At 54.4% G+C, this 20625-nt stretch carries 20 protein-coding genes; 7 read left to right on the top strand and 13 right to left on the bottom strand.

The genetic code is table 11. The features are described 5' to 3' along the window. Nucleotides 1–119 precede the first annotated feature (119 nt). Entirely contained in the window at nt 120–650 is a 531-nt protein-coding gene (dsbB, locus tag KCR01S_RS06145) for a disulfide bond formation protein DsbB (protein ID WP_061281115.1), read from the top strand. A gap of 265 nt (nt 651–915) precedes the next feature. Here dsbB and KCR01S_RS06140 read toward each other — a convergent pair whose 3' ends face one another. The 3 genes from KCR01S_RS06140 to KCR01S_RS06130 form a co-directional block, all read right to left on the bottom strand. Further along, nucleotides 916–1362, bottom strand: a complete 447-nt coding sequence (locus KCR01S_RS06140; protein ID WP_061281111.1) for a YcgN family cysteine cluster protein — start codon at nt 1360–1362, stop codon at nt 916–918. A 93-nt stretch (nt 1363–1455) separates the two neighbouring features. Further along, nucleotides 1456–2115 (bottom strand): fumarylacetoacetate hydrolase family protein, encoded by a 660-nt coding sequence (locus KCR01S_RS06135; RefSeq protein WP_061281108.1) that lies wholly within the window; start codon nt 2113–2115, stop codon nt 1456–1458. Nucleotides 2116–2169: 54 nt separating this feature from the next. Then, nucleotides 2170–2451: a YcgL domain-containing protein gene (locus KCR01S_RS06130; protein ID WP_061281105.1), complete on the bottom strand. Its 282-nt coding sequence runs from the start codon at nt 2449–2451 to the stop codon at nt 2170–2172. A gap of 126 nt (nt 2452–2577) precedes the next feature. Between KCR01S_RS06130 and minC the strand changes: the two genes are divergently transcribed. The 3 genes from minC to minE are packed head-to-tail and all read left to right on the top strand — an operon-like array spanning nt 2578 to nt 4394. Continuing rightward, complete coding sequence (minC, locus tag KCR01S_RS06125) at nt 2578–3285, top strand: septum site-determining protein MinC (protein WP_061281102.1); 708 nt, start codon at nt 2578–2580, stop codon at nt 3283–3285. 23 nt (nt 3286–3308) lie between these two features. Next, on the top strand, nt 3309–4121 hold the full coding sequence (gene minD, locus KCR01S_RS06120; protein WP_061281099.1) for a septum site-determining protein MinD: 813 nt from the start codon (nt 3309–3311) through the stop codon (nt 4119–4121). A gap of 3 nt (nt 4122–4124) precedes the next feature. Then, nucleotides 4125–4394: a cell division topological specificity factor MinE gene (minE, locus tag KCR01S_RS06115; protein WP_052285609.1), complete on the top strand. Its 270-nt coding sequence runs from the start codon at nt 4125–4127 to the stop codon at nt 4392–4394. Between the two features lie 77 nt (nt 4395–4471). Here minE and rnd read toward each other — a convergent pair whose 3' ends face one another. From rnd to KCR01S_RS06090, 5 genes are all read right to left on the bottom strand, one after another. Beyond that, on the bottom strand, nt 4472–5587 hold the full coding sequence (gene rnd, locus KCR01S_RS06110; protein WP_061281518.1) for a ribonuclease D: 1116 nt from the start codon (nt 5585–5587) through the stop codon (nt 4472–4474). 81 nt (nt 5588–5668) lie between these two features. Then, nucleotides 5669–7354 carry a long-chain-fatty-acid--CoA ligase FadD gene (fadD, locus tag KCR01S_RS06105; RefSeq protein WP_061281095.1) on the bottom strand — a complete coding sequence of 562 codons (1686 nt, stop codon included), beginning with the start codon at nt 7352–7354 and terminating at the stop codon, nt 5669–5671. 207 nt (nt 7355–7561) lie between these two features. After that, entirely contained in the window at nt 7562–8146 is a 585-nt protein-coding gene (locus KCR01S_RS06100; protein WP_061281092.1) for a Slp/YeaY family lipoprotein, read from the bottom strand. 39 nt (nt 8147–8185) lie between these two features. Beyond that, nucleotides 8186–8881, bottom strand: coding sequence for a tRNA (adenosine(37)-N6)-threonylcarbamoyltransferase complex dimerization subunit type 1 TsaB (gene tsaB / locus KCR01S_RS06095; protein WP_061281089.1), 696 nt, complete (start codon nt 8879–8881; stop codon nt 8186–8188). Between the two features lie 109 nt (nt 8882–8990). Further along, on the bottom strand, nt 8991–10901 hold the full coding sequence (locus KCR01S_RS06090; RefSeq protein WP_061281086.1) for a DNA repair helicase YoaA: 1911 nt from the start codon (nt 10899–10901) through the stop codon (nt 8991–8993). Between the two features lie 206 nt (nt 10902–11107). Between KCR01S_RS06090 and KCR01S_RS06085 the strand changes: the two genes are divergently transcribed. Then, complete coding sequence (locus KCR01S_RS06085) at nt 11108–11452, top strand: RidA family protein (RefSeq protein WP_061281084.1); 345 nt, start codon at nt 11108–11110, stop codon at nt 11450–11452. A 43-nt stretch (nt 11453–11495) separates the two neighbouring features. Here the strand turns inward: KCR01S_RS06085 and KCR01S_RS06080 are convergent, their stop codons facing one another. From KCR01S_RS06080 to KCR01S_RS06060, 5 genes are read right to left on the bottom strand one after another with little or no spacing between them, the layout of a single operon-like run. Then, nucleotides 11496–12635 carry an alginate lyase family protein gene (locus tag KCR01S_RS06080; protein WP_061281517.1) on the bottom strand — a complete coding sequence of 380 codons (1140 nt, stop codon included), beginning with the start codon at nt 12633–12635 and terminating at the stop codon, nt 11496–11498. 7 nt (nt 12636–12642) lie between these two features. Beyond that, a complete protein-coding gene (locus tag KCR01S_RS06075) occupies nt 12643–13737 on the bottom strand; it encodes an ABC transporter ATP-binding protein (protein ID WP_061281081.1) in 1095 nt (364 codons plus the stop codon). Nucleotides 13738–13747: 10 nt separating this feature from the next. Next, nucleotides 13748–14587 carry a carbohydrate ABC transporter permease gene (locus KCR01S_RS06070; RefSeq protein ID WP_061281078.1) on the bottom strand — a complete coding sequence of 280 codons (840 nt, stop codon included), beginning with the start codon at nt 14585–14587 and terminating at the stop codon, nt 13748–13750. Nucleotides 14588–14596: 9 nt separating this feature from the next. Further along, the gene (locus KCR01S_RS06065) at nt 14597–15538 is read right to left on the bottom strand and encodes a carbohydrate ABC transporter permease (RefSeq protein WP_082767944.1); all 942 of its coding nucleotides are present in this window, start codon (nt 15536–15538) and stop codon (nt 14597–14599) included. Nucleotides 15539–15549: 11 nt separating this feature from the next. After that, complete coding sequence (locus KCR01S_RS06060) at nt 15550–16839, bottom strand: ABC transporter substrate-binding protein (protein WP_061281076.1); 1290 nt, start codon at nt 16837–16839, stop codon at nt 15550–15552. A 527-nt stretch (nt 16840–17366) separates the two neighbouring features. On the opposite strand from KCR01S_RS06060, the gene KCR01S_RS06055 reads away from it, so the two are divergent. Both KCR01S_RS06055 and KCR01S_RS06050 read left to right on the top strand, forming a co-directional pair. Next, on the top strand, nt 17367–18605 hold the full coding sequence (locus KCR01S_RS06055; protein ID WP_061281073.1) for an alginate lyase family protein: 1239 nt from the start codon (nt 17367–17369) through the stop codon (nt 18603–18605). Further along, entirely contained in the window at nt 18605–20602 is a 1998-nt protein-coding gene (locus KCR01S_RS06050; RefSeq protein WP_061281070.1) for a heparinase II/III domain-containing protein, read from the top strand. The genes KCR01S_RS06055 and KCR01S_RS06050 overlap by 1 nt, the downstream gene beginning before the upstream one ends. Nucleotides 20603–20625: the final 23 nt, after the last annotated feature.

Below are 20625 nucleotides of genomic sequence, written 5' to 3'. Positions count from 1 at the left end.
GCCGGTGAATTTCTCACCGGCATTGCCCGACCATTTACGATTTATTGCGCATAGCCAGATGGCACGGCTATCGTTTTCGTTTACACTGCGTTTTCACAGCTCGTTCCAGGGAAATAATTATGTTGCGATATTTAAACCAGAGCTCACGTGGCCGCAGTGCCTGGTTATTAATGGCGTTGACCGCTTTTGCGCTTGAGTTAGTGGCATTATGGTTCCAACACGTGATGTTGTTGAAGCCATGTGTTCTGTGTATTTACGAGCGCTGCGCGCTGTTTGGCATTATGGGTGCCGGACTGGTGGGGGCGATCGCGCCAAAAAGTCCGCTGCGCTACGTGGCGATTTTTATCTGGATTTACAGCGCATTTCGCGGTTTGCAGTTGGCGTGGGAACACACGATGATCCAGCTTCATCCGTCGCCGTTTATGACCTGCGACTTTATGGCACGCTTCCCAAGCTGGTTGCCTTTAGACAAATGGTTGCCGCAGGTGTTTGTAGCATCAGGCGACTGCTCGGTGCGTCAGTGGGAGTTTTTATCGCTGGAGATGCCGCAGTGGCTGGTGGGTATTTTTGCCGCCTACCTGATTGTGGCGCTGCTGGTTCTGATTGCCCAGCCGTTTAAGCCAAAAAGACGCGACCTGTTCGGCCGTTAATCGCATTTATTGCCAGCTGCATCACCTTTGCGGCTGGCATGCCATCTGCCTATCCTATCAGCGCCCAGATACCGTATCCCGCCGCAAGCAGCAGTCCCCATCCCCCCAGGTTTATCACCACGGCCAGGACTAACAGTCTTATTGAATTATTCATCAGCAACCTCATACCGCAGCGAATAGATACACTATCGGCACGGGACGAGATTTACCCAGCAAATTTGTTACTAAAAAGTAAAAATCAAAAGATTGTCGCGGAAATTGCGAATTAGTCAGCCCATTCGGGTTTGTTCATGATGTGATCCTGCCAATCGATCACTTCGGACTCTTTCACCGCGATATGGCGCACGGAGATACGCTCGCCGTGCATAGCGGCCTTCGAGCCGGCAATCAGCGGATGCCACTGCGGCAGCGGCTGCCCTTCCGCCAGCAGGCGATAGGCGCAGGTATGCGGTAACCATTCGAAGGTTGGCAGGTTATCGCGCGTCAGCTTGATGCAGTCAGGCTCGTACTCGAAACGACGCTCATAGTTACGGCACTGGCTGGTTTTGATATTGAGCTGACGGCAGGCGACGTTGGTAAAATAGATTTCATCGGTGTCTTCATCCATCAGCTTGTGCAGGCAGCACTGCCCACAGCCGTCGCACAGCGATTCCCACTCGGCGTCGGTCATATCATCAAGGGTTTTGCTTTGCCAGAAAGGTAATTCGCTCATCAGGATGTCCACATCAAAAATCGGGTTGCATCTTATAACCAGTCTGGCACAGGGATGCAAGTTTTGCCGCCCGAATGGGGCGGCAAGAAGGGATTACAGTACGCGCGTTGTCAGAGATTGGCCGTTAAACTGAACGTCCAGCTCGTCGCCACTGTGCAGCGGGCCGACGCCTTCTGGCGTGCCGGTTAGCACCACATCACCCGGTTTCAGGGTAAAGAAGCGGCTCATATAGGCAATCAGCGGCACGATTTTATGGATCATATCTGCCGTCGTCCCCTGTTGACGTATTTCGCCGTTCACCGACAGCCCCAGCGTGATATTTTGCGGATCACCTGAAAAAGCCGAAACCGGAATAAAGCCGGAGATTGGGCAGGAATTATCAAAGCCCTTCGCTTTCTCCCACGGCTGTCCGGCTTTTTTCATTTTCCCCTGCACATCGCGCAGAGTGAGATCCAACGCAACACCGTATCCGGCAATGGCCTGCTGGACGTGATCCGGCGTTGCCTGACGCAGCGTCGCCCCAATCAGCACCGCCAGCTCAACTTCGTGATGCACTGAACCCAACCCCTGCGGCAGAATCAGCGGCTGGCGTAAATCGCACAGCGCCGTTTCCGGCTTAATAAACAAAACGGGTTCTTCCGGCGTTGCGCTGCCCATTTCCTGGATATGTTTTGCATAATTACTGCCAACACAAACAACTTTGCTTACCGGGTAATCCAGCAGAGCGCCCTGCCAGTTATGATGCTGATACATGCTTTTCCCTTAATCGTTGTTACCATGGACATACATCTGCCGGAAGCGAATGAATTATTCGCCCTTATTTTTGGCGTCGGCCAGATGCTGTTTTAACAGATTTTCAGGCGGTGGCGGGAGCTGCAAATAATACCCCTGCTCAACTAACGCCTGTTTTACCTTTTCCCAATCGGCATTGACCGGTTTCTTACGTCCGTCCAGCGGCAGCACCATCGCCAGCTTCGGCTGACCGAAGCCCTGCATTAATTCAGCGGGCACGCGCGAGAAGTCGTCTTTTTTTTCGACATACAAATAGGTTTGGTCGCGTTTAGTACTACGATAAATCACACAAAACATATTTTTACTCTGAATTAGGACTGTGGTTGCTTGCTTGAATATATTAGTGACTATAACATGCCTGATAGTCTTCGGAATATCATCGCGCATTATGCGATGGTAAATAGCAAATTGAGTAAGGCCAGGATGTCAAACACGCCAATCGAACTTAAAGGCAGTAGCTTCACCTTATCTGTGGTTCATTTGCACGATGCAAATGCCGAGGTTATTCGTCAGGCGTTAGAAGACAAGGTCGCCCAGGCTCCGGCTTTTTTCCGTCATGCACCTGTGGTGGTTAACGTCAGCCGCCTTGAAGAATTCACTCAATGGCGCGCAATTCAGCAGGCCATTATGTCTGTCGGCTTACGTATTGTAGGCGTTAGCGGCTGCAAGAACCCGCAGTTCAAAGCCGCTATCGACCAATCGGGCCTCCCTTTACTGACTGAAGGGAAAGAAAAAGTTGCCCGACCGCAGCCCGTTGAGCCCACGCCAGAGCCTGAACCGGCACCAATTGTTAATGCGATCACAAAAACGCGAATGATTGATACGCCGGTACGTTCCGGTCAGCGCATTTATGCACCAAACTGTGATCTGATTGTGACCAGCAACGTCAGCGCAGGCGCAGAACTTATCGCCGATGGCAATATTCATGTCTACGGTATGATGCGTGGCCGCGTTCTGGCTGGCGCCGGCGGAGACCGGGAAGCACAAGTATTTTGTACCCACCTTGCGGCGGAGCTGGTCTCTATTGCAGGGGAATATTGGCTGAGCGATAAAATCCCAGCCGAATTTTATGGCAAAGCGGCCCGTCTGCGTTTGGACGATAACGCTTTGACAATTCAACCGTTAAATTAATCCCTTTTTAACAAGGAATCTCTATGGCACGCATTATTGTTGTGACTTCAGGTAAAGGGGGCGTGGGTAAGACCACCTCCAGCGCGGCCATCGCGACTGGTTTGGCGCAGAAGGGAAAGAAAACGGTCGTTATCGATTTTGATATCGGTCTGCGTAACCTTGACCTGATCATGGGCTGCGAACGTCGCGTAGTTTATGATTTTGTTAACGTTATCCAGGGTGATGCCACGCTGAATCAGGCGTTAATCAAAGATAAGCGCACCGAAAATCTCTATATTCTCCCCGCCTCCCAGACGCGTGACAAAGATGCACTGACCCGTGAAGGCGTCGAAAAAGTGCTCGACGAACTGAAAAAGATGGAGTTCGACTTCGTCGTTTGCGATTCCCCAGCGGGTATCGAAACCGGCGCGCTGATGGCGCTGTACTTCGCCGACGAAGCGATTATCACCACCAACCCAGAAGTGTCGTCCGTGCGTGACTCTGACCGCATCCTGGGCATCCTGGCGTCCAAATCACGCCGCGCGGAAAATGGTGAAGACCCAATCAAAGAACATCTGCTGTTAACGCGCTATAACCCAGGCCGCGTGAACAAAGGTGACATGCTGAGCATGGAAGATGTGCTGGAAATCCTGCGCATTAAGCTGGTCGGTGTCATTCCAGAAGATCAGTCCGTACTGCGCGCCTCAAACCAAGGTGAGCCAGTTATTCTGGATGAAGTGTCTGATGCAGGCAAAGCCTACGCGGATACCGTAGATCGTCTGTTGGGAGAAGAACGTCCTTTCCGCTTCGTTGAAGAAGAGAAGAAAGGTTTCCTCAAACGCCTGTTCGGAGGATAAATCATGGCATTACTCGACTTTTTTCTCTCACGGAAAAAGCATACCGCTAACATCGCTAAAGAACGTCTGCAAATCATTGTCGCGGAACGCCGCCGCAGCGATGCAGAACCGCACTATCTGCCGCAGCTACGGAAAGATATTCTGGAAGTGATTTGCCGCTACGTGCAGATCGACCCGGAAATGGTCACGGTGCAACTGGAGCAAAAAGACGGGGATATTTCGATTCTGGAACTCAACGTCACGCTACCGGAAGCCGAAGAGTCAAAATCCTGACTTTGAGTCGTGTAAAAAAGGCGCTAATGATAGCGCCTTTTTTATGTTTCCTGCCTTCACGCAGTACGGTGATTCGGTTAACGCGGGTACTGCGCAAGCAGCGCGTCAAGACGCCCGGTCAGCAATTCACCACGCCAGCCGGAAATCATCTCCGGTGCGGTCGCGCGCGGTTTTAGCTGCCAGTGCCAGTTCAGCAGTTGGTTTATCTGGCGACGGGAAGCCAGCATTTCAGCGCTTACGCCATTTTCCTGCCCCACTTCCTGCACCAGCGCCTTAATCTCTTTAAACGCCTTACGGTAGCCCGGCATATCCATCAGATTGAGCAGCGGTTCTGGCAACGAAGACTCCGGCAGCGCCTGCGCTTTTTCCACCAGACTCAACAGCGTTTTACCGTGGAAGCGAATTTCGCTGCCCGACAGCCCCAGGCTATCCAGTTCACCGAGGCTGCCCGGCATATAGCGCGCCACGCTCCACAGATGCTCTTCGCGGACCACAAAGTTAACCGCCAGATCGCGCTCACGGGCTTTACGCAGGCGCCAATCCGCCAACAGCTGCAAACAGGCCAGTTGACGCGTCCGCAGCTGCCAGGCATTGGTGATGTCACGCCAGGCATCGCTCGGGTCGGTCACTTCCTGACGGCGCTGCTGCATCAGCTGGCATTCGTTCAGCGCCCAGTCCAGACGGCCTGCCTGTGCGGTTTCGGCCATCAGCGTGTGGGCAATCGGCAGCAAATACCAGACGTCGGCTGCCGCATATTCACACTGGCGTTCAGTCAACGGCCGTGCCAGCCAATCGGTACGCGATTCGCTCTTATCAAGCTCAACGCCGGAGTATTCGGCGACCATCGCCGCAAAGCCCCATGACATTGGGCGCCCGCAGAAGGCAGCCAGCACCTGAGTATCAATCAGCGGCTGCGGCATCGCGCCGAACGTATTCATGAAGACTTCCAGGTCTTCACTCCCCGCGTGCAGATATTTGGTAATGTTACGGTCCTGCAAAATCGCCTGTAGCGGCGACCAATCGGTAATACCCAGAGGATCAATGAGCGCCGTACGTTCGCCGTCAAAGAGCTGGATAAGCCCCAGCTGTGGGTAGTAGGTTCGGGTACGGACAAACTCGGTATCCAGCGCCACGGCGTTAGTCTGACGAACCGCGTCGCACAGCGTGCTGAGCGCGTCGTTGGTGGTGATCATCTGATAGTTCAAATCATACTCTCTTATTTTTTGCCAAAAAAAACGCCAGCAGAGCTGGCGTTAGGCATCATGACTCGTGGCTTATCCCTTATTGTCCACTTTGGCACGGGCTTCGTCACGTAATTCTCGTCGTAAAATTTTGCCGACGTTCGACTTCGGCAGTTCATCCCGGAATTCGACCAGTTTCGGCACTTTATAGCCGGTGAGCTGGCGGCGGCAGAAAGTGATCAGCGCCTCTTCGGTCAGACTGGCCTCTTTTTTGACCACGAAAATCTTCACGGCTTCGCCGCTGTTACCGGACGGTACGCCGACGGCCGCCACTTCCAGCACGCCAGAGTGCTGCATGACCACGTCTTCAATTTCGTTCGGATAAACGTTGAAGCCGGACACCAGAATCATATCCTTCTTACGGTCGACGATGCGCAGGAAACCTTCGTCATCCATCACCGCGATATCGCCGGTATGTAGCCAGCCGTCTTTGATAATTTCATCGGTGGCATCCGGACGCTGCCAGTAGCCTTCCATCACCTGCGGCCCTTTCACGCACAGCTCGCCCGGTTCGCCGGTAGCCACTTCATTATCATCATCGTCCACCAGCTTCACGTCGGTAGACGGCACCGGCAATCCAATGCTGCCGCTGTGATAATCGATATCGTGCGGGTTCACGCTGACCAGCGGCGCACATTCGGTCAGGCCGTAGCCTTCCAGCAGATATTGCCCGGTCAGCTTCACCCAGCGTTCGGCCACCGAGTGATTCACCGGCATCCCGCCGCCGGCGGACAGATGCAGAGTCGAGAAATCAAGCTGCTGGAAATCTTTATTGTTTAGCAGCGCGTTAAATAGCGTATTCACCCCGGTCATCGCGGTGAACGGGTATTTCGCCAGCTCTTTCACCAGCCCCGGAATATCACGCGGGTTGGTGATCAGAATATTTTTCCCGCCCAGTTCGATAAACAGCAGGCAATTCATGGTCAGAGCGAAGATGTGGTACAGCGGCAGTGCGGTGATCACCACCTCTTTACCTTCATGCAGCAGCGGCCCGTAGGTGGCTTTCACCTGCTCCAGGTTGGCAAGCATATTGCGATGGGTCAGCATCGCCCCTTTCGCTACGCCGGTCGTGCCGCCGGTGTACTGCAGGAAGGCAATGTCATCCGCTTTCACTACCGGTTTAACGTACTGTAGACGATAGCCAGAATGCAGCGCGCGGCGGAAAGAAATCGCGTCCGGCAGATGATATTTCGGCACCAGTCGTTTGATGTACTTCACCACAAAGTTGACCAGCGTCCCTTTCGCGGTCGACAGCTGATCGCCCATGCGGGTCAATATCACGTGTTTTACCGAAGTTTTGTCCACCACCTTTTCCAGGGTATGGGCAAAGTTAGAAACGATAACAATCGCCTGCGCGCCGCTATCGTTAAGCTGGTGCTCCAGCTCGCGCGGGGTGTACAACGGGTTGACGTTAACAACAATCATCCCGGCGCGCAGAATACCAAACAGCGCAACCGGATACTGCAACAAGTTAGGCATCATCAGCGCGACGCGATCGCCCTGCTTGAGCCCCAGCCCCTGCTGAAGATACGCGGCGAAAGCGCGGCTGCGCTCTTCCAGTTTTCGGAAGGTCATCACTTCGCCCATATTGACGAAGCCAGGCTGATCCGCGAAGCGGGTTGTCGCCTGTTCAAACAGTTCCACCAGGGATTGATAGCGGTCAGGGTTGATCTCTGCCGGAACATCAGCAGGATAACGGTTGAGCCAAACCTTATTCAAAGCATCACCTCTAAAATACGTATTTGTCGTCATCACAACCCCAAATGGTAAACTTTCGTTAACATAATATTAACTCAGCGTACCAGTTTAAGAATCACTCGAAATTAAGGTTGCGAAGCGCGTCACTCTTTATTTTTTTTATATCCATTACAACGAAGAAACAGCGGGCTAGCCGCTGTTTCTTTTTTGTCTCTCAGACTTCAGATCTTATTCCGTTACGACGTTCCGGACTTCTGCAGGGCCGGTGTTGTACCAGCCCCAACCACCGTAACCGTAATTCCAGGGACGAGGACCAAACCCCCACGGATCGATCATCGGCTGTGGTGGCATCACCACCTGCTGCGCAATACGCCAGCGCTTGTAGCCCGTCGCCTGTACGTGCAGGAAGGTGTATTTGGTGGTCCCGACTTTGCCTTCCAGCGTCCCAACGATCGGGCCGACAACCGTCACCAGTTGGCCGCGATAGTCTACAGGATCAAGAAAACCGTTCACGTCAGCATAGATTCGCCCGCGTGATGCTTCACCCAGCGTAGGCCGTGCGCCGCTGTCCAACGGAACCGTGGCGATCTCCAGCCGGGTATGACCCTGCTGGTTTTCAATACCGACCACCGTACCGCCAAAACGTGACTCCTGGCCAACGTATAGCTGCGGCGCGGACATCACCCGCACCAAATCCTGCTGCGGCGTAGGGCTACTGCCCTGAATGGCATCAGGCACGGTGACGCAACCGCTTAACGCTACGGCGATAAGACCTGCGATAACACCCCGAAAGACCGTCTGTTTACCTGCCATGATGCTGCTCCTATATTCTCAATATCTCTCTATTGAGATTCATTCGCGGCCAGGAAGTTTCTTCCAGGCAACCTCATTACGCAAATAAACTGGTTCAGCTTTGTCGACGGCGACCGTTTTACCCTGTTCCAGCAGTTGGCAGGCGATAGGCAGCATATCTTCCGCTTCTGGCAGCAACACATCGCCATCGCTCAGCGTCACGTTCGCTCCCTGGGTCATATCCGGCCAGGCGGCCCAGCCGGTCCCCACCGTTGCCCACTCGCCTTCCAGCTCGGCCAGACGCTGTTGAACGGCTTCCGGCTTCAATACGGCTTCGGTATTTTCACCGTGCCACACGCCCTGTGCATCGCGCTGATATTCAGCCCAATACACTTCGCCCATGCGCGCATCAATGGCGGCGAGCACGCGTGACGCGCCCTGCTTACGCCATGCGCCTTGCGCCATGGTCGCCAGCGTAGAAACGCCAATCATCGGCAGCTCGGCGCCCAGCGCCAACCCTTGGGCGATACCAATCCCGATACGCACGCCGGTAAAGCTGCCCGGCCCGCGGCCAAACGCCAGCGCGTCGAGGTCAGTGAGGCTTACGCCACCTTGAGTGAGAATATCCTGCACGATAGGCAGAATACGTTGGGTGTGTTCACGGGGACAAAGCTCGAAGTGGGCACAGGTATTACCATCATTCCACAGGGCAGCCGAGCAGGCTTCCGTGGCGGTATCGATAGCCAGAATTCGCATGGATTAGTCGCGCTCTCGCAGTTATATACGCCTTATCGCCCAGTTAACCTGATTGATTCAGCGTAGAGATCAACAAAATGGCGCGCATCTTATCACACTTTAGCGCGTATTACCGCGTCGATGCGAGCGCCAGGAAGCGCACCGCGCGGCGAATGTCGCGGGTACGAGGCGCCGGCGGTAGGCTGGCGAGGAACGTGGCGCCGTAGGGGCGCATCACCAGACGATTATCACAAATCACCAGCACGCCGCGATCGGTGACGTCACGAATCAATCGCCCTACGCCCTGTTTCAGAGTGATGACGGCATCGGGAAGCTGCACGTCGTCAAAAGGATCGCCGCCGCGCAGGCGACAATCTTCCATGCGGGCCTTAAGCAGCGGATCGTCCGGAGAGGTGAACGGTAGCTTATCGATAATCACCAACGACAGCGCATCACCGCGCACATCGACCCCTTCCCAGAAGCTGCTGGTTGCCACCAGCAGCGCGTTACCGGCGCTGACGAACTGTTGTAGCAGCTGTCCTTTACTGGTTTCGCCCTGCAGCAGCACCGGCAAGGTCATGGTGGCACGGAACTGTTCTGCCAGGTCGCGCATCATGGCGTGCGAGGTGCACAGCATAAAGCAGCGGCCGTTGTTGGCTTCAATCAGCGGGCGCAGCATAGCAGCCAGATGGCGCGCAGCACCCGGCTGATTTGGCAGCGGCAAATTACGCGGCACGCACAGTAACGCCTGGGTCGCGTAGTCAAATGGGCTAGGCAGCAACATTGACTCGGCGTTTTCTATTCCCAGTCGCTCAGTGAAGTGGTGCAGATCGTCATTAACCGACAGGGTAGCGGAGGTGAAGATCCAACTGCCCGGCTTGGCCGCCATGACTTCTTTAAATTTATCCGCCACCGTTAGCGGCGTCAGCGCCAGCGTGAAGTGGCGGGAATTGCATTCGTACCAGTAGCTAAAACCGGGGGTATTGATCTCTTTTAAACGCTTTAACCGCGCCCGATATAGGGTAGCTCGTTCAAATGCCACATCCAGCAGCGCCGAGCGGCCGAGCGACAGCTTGGCCACGTCGTAGCAAAGCTCCAGCGCGTCATCCAGCAGCAGTAACGCGCGCTGGACGTTGTTATCGGTGAGCAGTTCGCGCAGATTGCCGCGATAGCCCGGATCGCCGACCTGCAGACGGAAATCCTGCGTCGCCTGCGCCAGACGGTCGGCGCATTTTTGCAGCTGCTGGGTATCTTTGAGTTCGGTACGGTAGGCAATGGTGACATCTTTTGCCAGATCCAACAGCTGGCGGCTGGAAAGCGATTGGCCAAAATACTGGCTGGCAATATCCGGTAGCTGATGGGCTTCATCGAAGATCATCACTTCAGCCTCCGGGATCAGCTCACCAAAACCGCTCTCTTTCACCACCATGTCGGCGAGGAACAGGTGATGGTTAACCACCACCACGTCGGCGTCCATCGCTTTTTTACGCGCTTTCACCACAAAGCACTCCTGATACTGCGGGCAGTCGCTGCCCAGGCAGTTATCGTTAGTACTGGTGACCAGCGGCCACGCTTGTGAATCTTCCGCCACGCTAACGCAGGTACTGATATCGCCATCGACGGTTTGATTTGACCAACTGCGCAGTAAAATCACATCGCTGAGGATCTGTACCGGGAGATCGCCCCCCGCCAGCGCCTGCTGCTCAAGACGCTCGAGGCACAAATAGTTGGAACGGCCTTTGAGTAGCGCCAGTTTACCGCTGTAGCTAAGCGCTTTTGACACCGTGGGCAGATCGCGGCTGTAGAGCTGATCCTGCAACGCTTTTGAACCGGTAGAGATAATGACCTTTTTATTGGCACGCAATGCAGGCGCCAGGTAGGCGTAGGTTTTACCTGTACCCGTACCGGCTTCCACCACCAGCGGTTGACCCTCGTCAATCGCCTTCATGACGGCGTGCGCCATCTGGCGCTGCGGTTCACGCGGTTTAAAGCCGCTTATCGCCTGCGCAAGCTGGCCGTCTGCTGCAAAATCGTCCGTCACATTACCCCCTGGAAAAATTCCCAGTGATTATGTCAGGCCAACCCCGCTTATGCCAGTCGAAGTCGTGACGCGGCGTCGACAATGTGGCAGTCTTACCGCGTTTGTGCGCCTCATCTTTTAAGCCGCATCGGCATGGGCAACGCCGGAGCACCGGCCTGGATGCCGCTTAACAGATTGTGTACCCGTGATGTTAAAAGGAAATTGAAATGACAATTGTACGTATTGATGCCGAAGCGCGTTGGTCTGACGTCGTTATCCATAACCAGACGCTGTACTACACTGGCGTACCCGAAAACCTGGATGCCGACGCCTTTGAGCAAACGGCAAATACGCTGGCGCAAATTGACGCCGTACTGGAAAAACAGGGCAGTAACAAGTCGCGTATTCTCGACGCCACCATTTTCCTGCCTGACGCAGATGATTTCGCCGCGATGAATAAAGCGTGGGATGCGTGGGTGGTTGCGGGCCATGCGCCGGTGCGCTGCACGGTGCAGGCAAAACTGATGAACCCGCGTTATAAAGTCGAAATTAAAATTATCGCTGCCGTCTGATGCCGCAAGGCTTCCCCGGCCAAAGCCGAGGAAGCCGCTCATATCAGCCCGGGCACCACATTAGCTGCTCTTTGAGCTGTAGGGTTTCCTGCGGCAGACATTTCAACGCTTCGCGATAGTTTGCCGCCTGTTTGGCATAGCCGCGTACTGACTGCAACAGCACGCGCAGCGCGCTGTCCCAGACAATTCCCTGCAAATCGCTGTACGGCCAGAGGTCCGGTTCGCGGACGAACGGCACCAGGTAATCAATCCCCTGCTTCACCCCTCGCCCATCGCGGATCGTATTCCAGCGGTCAAATTCGACGTGCTCGGCGTAGCGGTTGAGCAGCAAATGTGCTTCGAGGTTAAACAGTGAGTAGTGGAACGGGATCGTGCGTTCCAGCTCCATGGTCTGCTTACCGTCCTGATCAATTTGCGCCGCCATACGCTGGGTGATCCCCTGCTCGATAATGCGCGCCGCCAGCCCTTTATCACCGTAAAACAGCGCGTTAACCGCGCGCTGTGCATCGTACCAGGTACCGTGGTTATTGTGCCAAACGTATTCCGAATGGCCAATCTCGCTGTAGTACATCCAGTGGTTAAAGTCGCGGAACCATTGATGCAGACCGATAATATCGTCGGTATCCAGTACGTTAGCCGTATTAATCAGGCCGATGGTATCCACCACCATCCACAGCAGGCGAGTATCGATGAGCCCGGTGCCGCGCCCGGAGACAATCCCGGGGATCGCCTGGCCATAATTGAGATGCGGGTTCATCCGCGTATCGGCATCAAGGAACCAGCAGCGAATTTGCTGCGCCGCCGCCAGCGCATAGTGCCGTTGCCCGGTAAAGTACCACGCCAGTCCCAGCGTCAGGCAGCGCTCGCACATGCGAATAATGCGCGAAGTATCGGTATCGTTATTTTCACACTGCGGGTTAATGTGCCCGTCGCGGCGAATATAGGGCAGCCCGTTGGGCCGCCGCGGGTTTGGCCACCAGTAGGTGCCCAGACTGTAGTAATCGTGGGCATCACCGCTCGCCGGACGCAGTTTTTTATGCACCACGCTTTCCGGCGCTTCACGTCTTAAGACATCCGCTTCGGCAACCAGCTTGCTCAACGCCAACTGCAGCGGGGAAAACGGCTGCTTCAATCCCGCGCGGGCATTTTCCAGACAGGTTTCATCAAGGGTGTACAGCTTCATCGCCACCTTAATTTTCCTCCCCACAGGCAATACGTACGCCGCTTTGCGCATCGAAAAGATGCACGCCGGAAAGCTTCGGCTGCAGCCAGATGTTGTCACCTTCTTTGACCGGTAAACGCTGCTTAAACACGGAAGTAAACGCCCCGCCGCCGGTATCGCAGAACAGCTGCATATCCGAACCGGTATTCTCTACCGCGGTGACCTTCGCGGCCAGCGCGTCATCGCGCGCTTCGTGCACCACGTTGACCTGTTCCGGGCGGATGGCGTACACCACCTGCTGACCATTTTTCACCTGCATGCCAGCCGGCAACGCCAGCAGCGAACCATCTTTCAGACGCAGGCTGGTCACGCTGCCGTTCAGCACCACTTCCCCCGGCAACTGGTTAATTTCCGGTGAGCCGATAAAGCCGGCAACAAACAGATTCGCGGGCTGGTCATACAGCTCCAGCGGAGTTCCCGCCTGCTCGATGCGTCCGTCACGCAGCACCACAATCATCTGCCCCATGGTCATCGCTTCAATCTGATCGTGGGTAACGTACACCGAGGTGGTTTTTAACCGGCGATGCAGTTCGCGAATTTCACCGCGCACCTGAGTACGCAGCTTGGCATCCAGGTTCGACAGTGGTTCATCAAACAGGAAGACCTGCGGCTTACGCACAATGGCGCGCCCCATCGCCACACGCTGACGCTGACCGCCGGAGAGATCTTTCGGCAGGCGCTCTAACAGCGGTTCCAGCCCCAGCAGCGCCGCGGCTTCGTTGACCTTCTGATTAATATCGCTTTTCGGCAAACGCGCCATCTTTAGCGCAAAGCCCATGTTTTCGCGCACCGTCATCTGCGGGTAGAGCGCATAGCTCTGGAACACCATGGCGATATCACGCAGCTTTGGTTCCACTTCGGTGACATTGCGTTCATTAATGTGCACTTCACCGCCGGAGATCTCCTCCAGCCCGGCAATCATGCGCAGCAGCGTGGATTTGCCGCAGCCGCTGGGGCCAACAAGGACGCAGAACTCACCGTCCGGGATAGTCAGCGACACATCTTTAATGACGTGCGCATCACCATAAGACTTACGCACGCTATTCAGTACAACAGATCCCATCGGTAACTCCTTATCCTTTGACCGCGCCGGACATAATCCCGCGATTGAAATGTTTTTGCAGACCCAGATAGACGATGATGCTTGGCAGCATCGCCAGTAGCGTAATGGCGATAAAAATGTTCGGGGTGATACTCTCATCGGTACGCAACGTGCCGAGGATCACCGGAATGGTATTCAGACTGTCCTGGTTCACCACAATCAGCGGCAACAGGTACTGGTCCCAAATCATAATGAAGCCGAACGTCACCACCGTACCGAGCGCCGGTTTCACCAGCGGCAGAATAACGTGGAAGAAAATCTGCCATTCGTTCGCGCCGTCAATGCGCGCCGCCTCTTCCAGCTCTTTCGGGATGGCCGACATAAATTCGGTCAATACGAAGATGGAGAACGCCCAGCCTACAACCGGCAGAATCATCCCGAGGTAGCTGTTATAAAGTGAGGCGTCGATAAACGGCAGCCGCCAGTTGATAATCATGTACAGCGGAATGGCGATAACTTCTTCCGGCAGCATCATGGTGGAGAGAATGATGAGGCTCACCAGCGCGACGCCGCGGAACTTTTTGCGTGCCAACGCATAGGCCGCCAGCGCGCTCACCGACACCTGCAGCACAGTGCCGAAGAACACCACCAGAATCGAGTTCAGCAGGTACTGCCAAACGCCGATATCCATCCAGGCGAAGATGAAGTTTTCAAACGAGAACTGATTTGGCCAAGCCAACAGTTCGCCCGGTTTAACCGGTGCACCGCTAAAGGCGGTGGCGACGATGCCCCAGAACGGTCCCACAAAGACAATCAGCAGCAGCGCGTAAATGCACCAGCGTCCTGCGGTATCCCAACGTTTACTTAACATCACGGCTCCTTAGTAACGTGCGATACGTTTTTTCAGCGTCAAATGGCAGATGGTTAAGATCACCGTGAAGGTGAATAGCAGGAACGACACCGCCGACGCGTAGCCATAATCAAACTGCTCAAAACCAAGTTTATAGATGTGGGTCATGACCATTTCGGTGGAGTTAGATGGCCCCCCGCCGGTGGTGGCGTACACTTCCGCAAACACGCGGAACCCACGAATAAAGGAGAGCATCAGTACCACCGACAGCGCCGGGATCATCCCTGGCAGCGTGACGTAGCGCAGACGGTTCCACCAGTTCGCCCCGTCCACGTTCGAAGCGTCGTACAAGTCGCGGCTGATCCCTGCCAGACCGGCGATGAAAATCACCATGTTGTACGGCACCGCCTTCCAGATATGCAGCAGCATGATGACCCATAGCGCCTGATCGGAGCTGGCAAGAAAGCCCTGATCGGCCACGCCAAACCAGCTCAGAATGTGGTTCATCACCCCGTTCGGCGTTGGGTTAAACAGAATGCGCCACATTTCCGCGACGATGGCCGCGCTGGTAACCGCCGGTAAAAAGATCGCGGTACGAATAAAGCGCAGATGGCGCGCCGGGCCTTCCAGCAGCATCGCGAGGAAAAATGCCAGAATCGCCGCGGCAAACATCGTGACCAGCACGTACAGCAAGGTGTTAACCACCGCCGCATGCAGTTCAACATCGGCAAATGCGCGGCTAAAGTTGGCGAAGCCGACCCACTCGTTGGGCTGATTAAAGTTGACCTTGTAGAAGCTCATCACCAACCCCTGAATCATCGGGATGAACTTAAACCAGCTAAAGATAATCAGCGCCGGGGCGAGAAACAGCCACGGAATTAGCGCTCGTTTACGTTTTGACGTCAGCCATCCGGTAGCGTCAGGCGAAGCGGCTTGCTTTAGCGGCGAGGACTTCGTCTCATGCAGCGTCATAACTCAATTCCTCACTTAGCCAGCACATTTTGTTTTTCCAGCTCGGCATTCACCTTGCCATCGATAACCTTCAGCTCAGCGCGAATATCGCTGTTACAGTCGGCGAAAATACGGTTGAAGCCATCGGCGGCTACCTGACGAACCGGCGTCCAATTAGGGATCTGCGGAACGTAGCGGCCCTCTTCGTTATACAGGCGCGCAAAAGTTTCCCAGCGAGCATCCTGATAAACGGCTTTCACATCGACATTTTTGTTGACCGGCAAACGCACGACGGGAATATGCTGGCTGCCTTTGCCCATGCCGATTTCCTGGCCTTCCTGAGAAATCATGAATTCGATGAATTTACGTGCTTCTTCTTTCTGTTTGCTGCTCTTCATCATAAAGACCGTGGTCCCTTCAGCGAGAGTGGCCTCCCCTTTTGGCCCGACAACCGGCACAACTTCAAAATTGTCTTTGCCTGGGTCTTTATCAAACAGGGCAATATGGTAGGGACCGCTGAAGAACATGCCGCTCTGACCGGAACGGAAGGATGGGATAACGTCGGCGGTGGTGGCGTTAATCGCGCCCGGCTGGGTCACTTTTTCGCACATCATGGTACGCATAAAGGTCATCGCCTGAGCGACTTCAGGCGTATCAAGGGAAGCGCTGAATTTACCGTTATTGTCTTTCACGAAATCACCGCCCGCCTGCCAGATAAAGCTACTCATAAACCAGCTGGCATAGCCGCGAGTGGTTGAGGCAGGAACGATAAAGCCGTAGGTGTCGTTTTTACCGTTACCGTCCGGATCCTGGGTAGTGAAGGCCTTCGCCAGGGTCTGAATATCGTCCCAGCTCTTTGGCAATGGCAGGCCCAGCTTTTCACGCCAGTCTTTACGGACAAACAGCGCAAAGGTCTGTGCCGAAGTTGGCACACCGTAGTATTTGCCATCAATATAACGGGTGCTGTTCCACGCAGTGGGATACAGGCTATCGCCGCCGTTTATTGTTTTCGGATCGATCTCCTCCGCAATACCTAGCTGGATAAACTGCCCCAGCGATGCCGCATCGTTAAAGATCAGGTCCGGCAGCGCGTTCCCGGCAGTGGCGCGCGCCAGACGCTGTTCAAAATCGGTGGTGGCGTTGAAATACTCAATTTTGATACCGGTTTTTTCTTCAAACTTCTCCGCCTCTTGCTTGTAGATATTCTTGGAGTCGTTGCTTGCGCGGATCCAGACGTTAAGGGTTGTGGCGGCGTAGCTTTGCCCAACGCCAAGTCCCAGAGCGGTAAGAAGTAATATTGAACGTAATTTATTCGCAGACATGATCGCATATCCTTTATTGTAGGGCACAAAGGTAATTAAATTCGCAACAAATGCATTTTAAAGTCAGAAAAAAAGCATTTGGGTATTAATACGAGATGCGTAAAAATCTATTTTCAAACATTAAATAGAATTATATTTTTCAATACAACCACACAAAAAAGAAATCCCATTTCAAAAACAAAAAAGTTGAATCAGATCACACACGAAAGTGACAAAATAAGTGACATAAAAATAATACTAATAAATATCAACAAGATATGATTTTAACCATTTCGTTGAAAAACTAAACAAAAATAGAAAAACGCTGATTTATGTGATTCAGACTGCATTAAAAACGTTATTTTTTAACCATCACCCTAAATATGATGAGCATCACAAAAAAAATCACTTTGTCTTTTACACTGCACGCCATCCTATTTAAAAACGCTTTATTTTTAATTAAACCGCCTGCCTTTCACGTATCTTAAATACGCGACAGGTATAATTCTGTTGTTATCTTTTCTCATATTTGCAGAAGGGTTATCACTATGAACTCAATACCTCGCCGGGGATTATTAGGCCTTGCGCTCCTGTGTTCTGGCTTAAGTACGTCGCTGTACGCTGCCGAGCCTTATACGCTGGATGGCAAGGATTTGGCGTTTAGCCGCCAGCAAATCGCGGCCAAAGAGCCGTTGTTCGTCCAGGCACAAAGTGCACTGCTAAAAAAAGCGGACCTGGCGTTGAATCACCCGCTGTTTTCCGTGATGGATAAAACGCTGGTCGCCGCCAGCGGTAATAAACATGATTATTACAGCTTCCCGCCATACTGGTGGCCAAACCCGGACACCAAAGATGGGCTGCCTTACATCCGCAAAGATGGGCAAACCAACCCGGATGCCAATAGCGATGCCACCGATAAAAATCGCCTGGTCAAGATGAGTAACGACGTCTCCACGCTGGCCCTTGCCTGGTATTTTTCGCAGGATAGCCGCTATGCGCAAAAGGCCGTTGAACAGCTAAAAAGCTGGTTCCTAAATCCGCAAACCCGTATGACGCCTAATCTGCAACACGCCCAGGCCATCCCCGGCATCAATACCGGCCGCGGCATCGGCATTATCGACAGCCGTGCGCTGGTCGAGGTGGTGGACGCTATCGCCCTGCTGCAAGATTCCGGAAAACTGAGTGATAACGAGGTGGCCGAGCTCAAACAGTGGTTCGGCGAGTTTTATCACTGGATGACCACCAGCCAGAACGGTTTTGAAGAGGAAAACTGGCACAACAACCACGGCACCTATTTCGATATGCAGGCCGCGACCTTTGCGCTGTTTAGCGGTAAAACCGAGGAAGCGAAAAAGCGCTTATACGTTACCCAACTGCGCCGCATCGCCGGGCAGTTTGATATCGAGGGGCGGCAAATAGCGGAACTTGAGCGTACCCGCCCGTGGCACTACAGCAATTTCAATCTTGAAGCCTACAACCGACTGGGCCGCCTCGGCGAAAAAGTCGGTGTCGATATCTGGAACTTCACGCTCGACGACCACAGTCTGCGCAAAGGCTATCACTATATCGCCGGATTCATTAACAGCGACACGCCGTGGCCGTGGAAAGATCTCGACAAAATGGATGATAAGAAAGCGCTGCGAAATATCGCCACCGCCGCGCACGCCTGGCCGGAGGATCCCCTGTTCCGTGAAAAGGCCCAGTGGCTGCGCGCAAAATATCCTGACGATATCACCACGCTCATCGCTCCACTTTCCGCATCAGCAGAGGTCAAGGATAACCACTGATGAAACAATTTTCTGGGCTATGGCCCGACATTGCCAGACGTGCAGCCGGCAATAACGGTCTGATTGCACAGCTCGTGAAGAATGCACAACCGATGCTGGATGCCGAGGTTTGCATCCCGCAGACCGGAATTGCCAGCTGGAATCTCTACTATTTTTGTCCGCATCATGGCGTGCGGCTAACCTGGGAGGCCAACTCGCCCCATCAGCACGCCTGCCCGGTAGACGGCGAAATATTTCGCGGCGAGCCGTGGGATGGCGCCTGGTGGCGCGAAATGAATGGTCGCAACGCCAGCACTTGCCAGCAGTTGGGGCTGCTATGGCAACTGACCGGTGAAACGGCGTATCGCGATAGGGTACGGACGTTGTTGCTGGGCTATGCCGACGTCTACCCGGGTTATGAAGTTCATGGCGATATTCCGCACAACGGGCCGGGGAAAATGAATGCGCAGACGCTGTGCGAAGCCAACTGTATTCTGGATATGGCGCTTGGCTATGACTTTATTCAAGATGGATTAACCCTGGCCGAGCAACAGCACATTTGCGACAACCTGTTGCGCTGCGCCGCCGACTTTTTGCGTCAGCATCGCAGCCCGCAGATCCACAACCATGAGGTAAAAATCAGCGCGGCACTTGGGATACTCGGTTTTGTACTGGAAGATGAGGCACTACTGGAATTTGCCGTCAATCAGCCGTACGGCCTGCGCTGGCAGTTGGAGAATGGTCTTCTGGCGGAAGGACTGTGGTTCGAAGGATCGGTGCACTACCACTATTACGCGCTGCAGGGCTTCTTTGCCTTTGAGAAGCTGGCGCGCGGCACCCGCTGGAGTCTGATTGACGGCCCATGGTATCGGCCGATGCTGAGCTTCCCGCTCTCCTTGCTGCTGCCGGACGGTACCTTCCCGCGTCTCAACGACTGCCTCGCCGGGCAGGAAAAACTGCATCACCGGGATCTGTACGAATTTGCCTGGTTTATCTGGCGCGACCCGCTGTACGCCGCCGTGTTGCAGTTTACCAAGACGCAGCCAGATGAACGCGAAACGCTGCTCTGGCGCGACCAGCCGCTGCCAGAAACCCCAGTGGAGCTGATCCCTCAGCAGTCGCTGTTTGCACCGGGCGCTGGGATCACGCTTTGGCGTAAACCGCAGCAACAGCAGGCGCTGCTGATTAAACACAGCCCCTGGGGCGGCGAGCACGATCACTACGATAGGCTGGGGCTGATGCTGTGGCAACGCGACGGCTGGCTACTTCCGGATCTGGGGACCACCGGCTATGGTGCCAAAATGCACTATGACTACTACAAAAACAGCGCCACCCATAACACGCTGACGGTCAACCAAAGCAATCAACCACCCGCCAATCCTGAAGTGCTAGGCTGGCATATGGGGGATGACTACCTATGGCTTGATACCGAGGTAGACTGGCGTAAACCGGCGCCGCAGTTGAATAGCCATACGCGGGTCGAATGGGATGAACAGTCCTGGCAGGAGATTCGTTTCCGCCGCAGGCTGCTGTGGCTCGATGATGTGCTTATCGATCTGTCGACGGTTGCCAACCCGCATCGTCAACAGCTTGACTGGACGCTGCACCTGGCGGCGCAGGCGCTGGATCAAAGCGGTAGCGCGCTACCCTTCTCACTTAGCGGCCCGCTGCGCCATATGGAAAACTCGACCATGACGCCGCTTCACGGCTGTCAGCCGCGCCATTTTACCCAGGGTGAAGAGACGGTCGCGCTATGGCTGGCGGGCGATGGTGAACTGTGGCAAGGGCTGGCACCAGATAACCCAGCGATAAGCAACCTCAGCTATCTGGTGTTGCGCAACCATCTGCCGCAGGCGCGTTTTGTCTGTCTATGGGATCTGGCGAAGTCGGCGCCCTTAACCGAAGTGAGCGTCCATCATACGCCGATTGGCACGCAAATTTCGTTCTGGCGCGGCGAAAACGTGTGCCATGTGACCTTATACGATGACCCTGAGCAACGACCGGATGTGATTAACTAACAGACCGCCTTCCGGAAACGGAA

The organism is Kluyvera cryocrescens NBRC 102467 (assembly GCF_001571285.1).
Lineage (GTDB): Bacteria > Pseudomonadota > Gammaproteobacteria > Enterobacterales > Enterobacteriaceae > Kluyvera > Kluyvera cryocrescens.
Note: the sequence above shows the minus strand (reverse complement) of the source record. Positions and strands in the feature narration are given on the sequence as shown.